Here is a 3,996-nt window from a genome sequence, read left to right on the forward strand (position 1 = left end):
CTCACTTTTTATTAGCAATCAAACTTTGACGCGGTAGCTGATTGAACCTTTTGTTCGTCTTTTAGACTCCAAAAAGCTCCTAATATCATCCTCGCGGGGCTGGGACTACGAAATCGAGACATTGTCTATCGATTTCTGTCCCACCGCCATTTTTACGAATTCTCTTATCACAATCTTGTGATAATTTACAAGTTTTTAACAAATAGCTTTTTAAACTTCATTATTTTTAAAAAAAGTGTATAATGGAAATTGTTTTTGAAAGGAGAAGAAAATGTCTGAAAAACAAATGAAAACACTGGGTTGGATTGCAACCTTTATGTCTGTAATGATGTATGTCTCTTATATTCCACAAATTATGAACAATCTTGCGGGTCAAAAAGGGAATTTTATCCAACCGGCAGTAGCTGCACTTAACTGCAGTCTTTGGGTTTACTACGGTCTCTTTAAAAAAGAACGAGATATCCCTTTGGCAGCAGCTAATGCACCTGGTATCGTTTTTGGACTTATCACCGCTTTGACAGCTTTAATTTAATATAGCTAATGAACTCTTCTTCGTATTTAAGCATGAAGGAGAGTTTTTCTTTATCCGAAATTCCTAAAAAAACATGATATAATACTATTAGAAAGGTTGGTGTTTATGGCTAGAATACTTATCGTTGAAGATAATAATGAGATTCAAGAAATTTTGAGAACTCTTCTTTCTGAGGAGCATGAGGTGATTCAGGCTTTTTCTGGTACTGAAGGAATGATACGATTTGAACAAGGTGACATTGATCTAATCTTGTTAGATATTATGCTACCGGGTAAAAATGGTGATCAAGTTTTAAAAGCCATTAGACACGATAGTTCAGTTCCTGTCATCATGCTAACTGCCCTAAGCGATAAAAAGCTCATCAGCCAATATCTCTTAGATGGTGCTAATGATTATATTGTAAAGCCTTTTGATTTGGATGAAGTTTTTGCCAGGGTTACGGTACAATTACGTCAAAAAAGTGACAAGCAAGCAGCTGAAATCGAACATCCAGACAAGTTGATTCAACAGTTAAAAAATATTCAATTTGATGCAGATAGTTTTGAAATCAAAAATTGCCAGGAAACTATTCGCCTAGCTAAGAAAGAATGCTTGATTCTCCAAACCTTGTTGAGACATCCTAAGAAAATTTTCACGAAAGAAGAACTCTATGAATTGGTCTGGGAGGATACTTATTTACCAGGCGACAATACTCTCAACACTCATTTAAGCAATCTCCGTAAAAAATTAAGCCAACTAGATCCAGAGCAAGAGTATATTGAAACCATCTGGGGAGTTGGTGTTCGGTTAAAAGGAGATGAGCAATGATCTATATTTTACTATCTTTGCTACTAATGGTTATTATCCTATTGACGATAGGGTTGATTCGCTATCATCTAGCACTCATGAGCTTGACCCAACAGATTGAAGACAAGATTCTGACTGGAAGTATGAAGAGAATCGGAGTGTCAACTTTCTCCAAGGATTTTTTACATCTTTACAAGCAAATCAATCATCTCTTTCAAGAAGTTGAGCAGTCACGCTTGATTATGAAGCGTGAAAAGCAGACTTTAGACATGGCTATTAGCAATATTGCACATGATATTCGGACGCCTTTAACGATTGCGTCCGGTTATACTCAGCAATTGCTTAAAACAGAAAATCCTGAGTCTGAGAGTTTGAAAAAAATTGCCCATCATCTCAATCAAGTTTCAAAACGTCTAGAGGCTCTTTTGGACTATCGTCGGTTAATGGAAGGAGCAGTTAAACCTGACTTATCTGAGTTAGAAGTCTCGACATTTATGACGCAAAAATTGCTAACCTATTATGATTCTTTTCAAACGGCAAAGATTGACCTTGATTTGCAAGTAGAACCTGGTTTGTATTTACTGACAGATTCGGATTTATTAGACCGTATGTTGCAAAATCTCATTGGCAATGTTTTAAAACATGGGAAGGATGAAGCGAGATTTTCTTTGAAGGAAGTGGATAATCACATTTATTTGGAAATTTCAAATCTGGTCAAACAACCCATTCGAAAAATTGAAAATCTCAGTCAACGATTTTACTCTGAAAACCTATCAGATACAGAAGAATCCTCTGGTTTAGGTCTTTATATTACTGAAGAACTATCCCATCTCCTTGGAGCAGAACTACAACTAAGTACAGATGGTGCCTGGTTTACAGTTAAGATACTCTTTTAAAACAAGGAACCTCCTCTTTTTAAAAAGAGGAGGTCATTTTTATAAGCTTTTCTTCTTGAAAACAGCAAGTCCACTAACGGTAAAGAATAGAATAACAGTAACTGTAACGATAATGGTGTATAGAACAGCTTGACTATAGGCAGTCATGGCATAGGCAACATTTAAGGATAAATAGCGTAAAATCTCGATATCTGGAAAGATAAGCATCGGCGTTGAAAGTAAGATAGAACTGATTAAATAGCCAATGAAAACAGCCAGATAAGAATGAGTCACATAGAGAATGAAGGAAATAATGGAAAGCCAAGCAAGAAGGCAGAGGAATTGAAGACCAATCGTTAGAAGGAGATTGCCAATAAATCCTTCTGGCATGGTTCCTACTCCGTTTAGGATAGTTGCTGGTACGAAAGCAATAACTAGGCTAATAAGAATTTGCATTAGAGCGATACTGGCTAATACAACAGATTTGGCTAGAAAGAATTCTGTACGAGAAACCCCTACTGTCAAACTGTTTTTATAGAGTTTTCCGATAAGGTCAACTCCCAGAACGAGGCAAGCAAGGATAATACAGAGAAAAACGAGGTTTGAACCTTGACTCGATGCGTTAATCAGGGCTTGCACACCATTCCAACCTTGGGTTGGAATTTCTGATTCTGGGGGCGTTGTATTAACTGACATTAGATGTCCTGTAGCCCCAATAGTAGCTCCCATTAACATGAGTGCAAAGAGAACAATCTCTGTAATCCAAAAACCTTTGGAACGGAAAAGACGGTAAAAGTCTGCTTGAATTGTATGAATCATGATCTTCCTCCTATTTTACTAATTGTGTGAAGTATTCTTCAAGATTTTGACGAGCATAGTAAATCTCATCAACAGCGACATCTGCTAGAGTAAGTTCTTTGAGAATTCGTTTGACATCTTGTTCATGACTAAAAATATGAATCTCATTATCTGAATTCACAACTTTAAATTCAAGACGCACTTTGTCTTTTAAGATTTGACTAGCTTTTTCTTTTTCACTTGTTTTCAGAACGATATAGTCTTCATTCAGTGTCTCAAATTCAGCCTTACTGATTTCTCGAATGATTTTTCCTTGGTCCAGAATTCCAAAGCGATTGGCAACCAGATAAAGTTCTGACAAGATATGACTAGAGATGAGAATGGTCATTCCTTTCTCTTGATGCAGACGTTGAATCATTTGACGAAACTCTTTGATACCGATTGGGTCAAGACCATTGATGGGTTCATCAAGGATGAGAAAGTCTGGTTTTGATAGGAGGGCAATAGCAATGCCTAGACGTTGTTTCATCCCAAGAGAGAAATCTCGAAAAACTTTTCTACCTGTATCTGTTAACCCCACATACTTTAATGTCTCCTGAATGACTTGATCAGCATTTGGGATATGTCGAATCGTACAATAGTATCTTAGATTTTGATAGGCTGTTAAATGATTGTGAGCTACTGGGGATTCAATGACTGAACCTACTCGAGATAGGGCTTTCGTGCACTCCTTATACCCTTGACTAGAAAATAGGGAAATCGTTCCATGGTCAGCAGATAATAATTGGGTAATAATTTTAATCAGAGTTGTTTTACCAGCACCATTTTTTCCGATAAGTCCATAGATATCTCCTTCTTTAACTGAGAGACTAAGATCTTGTAGAATAGGTTGTTTGCCAAATTGTTTGGACAAGCCATGGATTTCGAGGACTGTTTTCATAGTTTTCTCCTTTAATCTTTAATACTCAATGAAAATCAAAGAGCAAACTAGGAAGCGAGCCGCAG

General features: G+C 36.8%; 5 protein-coding genes. 3 read left to right on the forward strand and 2 right to left on the reverse strand.

Annotation, left to right across the window (positions count from 1 at the left end; genetic code table 11):
• Positions 1-271 precede the first annotated feature (271 nt).
• The 3 genes from ADH31_RS07025 to ADH31_RS07035 all read left to right on the forward strand — a co-directional run bounded on the left by ADH31_RS07025 (position 272) and on the right by ADH31_RS07035 (position 2,214).
• A complete protein-coding gene (locus ADH31_RS07025) occupies positions 272-532 on the forward strand; it encodes a SemiSWEET family transporter (protein WP_049509788.1) in 261 nt (86 codons plus the stop codon).
• 105 nt (positions 533-637) lie between these two features.
• Positions 638-1,339: a response regulator transcription factor gene (locus tag ADH31_RS07030; RefSeq protein WP_049509789.1), complete on the forward strand. Its 702-nt coding sequence runs from the start codon at positions 638-640 to the stop codon at positions 1,337-1,339.
• Positions 1,336-2,214 carry a sensor histidine kinase gene (locus ADH31_RS07035; protein WP_049509790.1) on the forward strand — a complete coding sequence of 293 codons (879 nt, stop codon included), beginning with the start codon at positions 1,336-1,338 and terminating at the stop codon, positions 2,212-2,214. The genes ADH31_RS07030 and ADH31_RS07035 overlap by 4 nt, the downstream gene beginning before the upstream one ends.
• A gap of 39 nt (positions 2,215-2,253) precedes the next feature.
• Here the strand turns inward: ADH31_RS07035 and ADH31_RS07040 are convergent, their stop codons facing one another.
• A complete protein-coding gene (locus ADH31_RS07040) occupies positions 2,254-3,012 on the reverse strand; it encodes an ABC transporter permease (protein ID WP_049509792.1) in 759 nt (252 codons plus the stop codon).
• A 10-nt stretch (positions 3,013-3,022) separates the two neighbouring features.
• A complete protein-coding gene (locus ADH31_RS07045; RefSeq protein ID WP_049509793.1) occupies positions 3,023-3,931 on the reverse strand; it encodes an ATP-binding cassette domain-containing protein in 909 nt (302 codons plus the stop codon).
• Positions 3,932-3,996: the final 65 nt, after the last annotated feature.

The organism is Streptococcus pseudopneumoniae (assembly GCF_001072375.1).
Classification (GTDB): Bacteria; Bacillota; Bacilli; order Lactobacillales; family Streptococcaceae; genus Streptococcus; species Streptococcus pseudopneumoniae_L.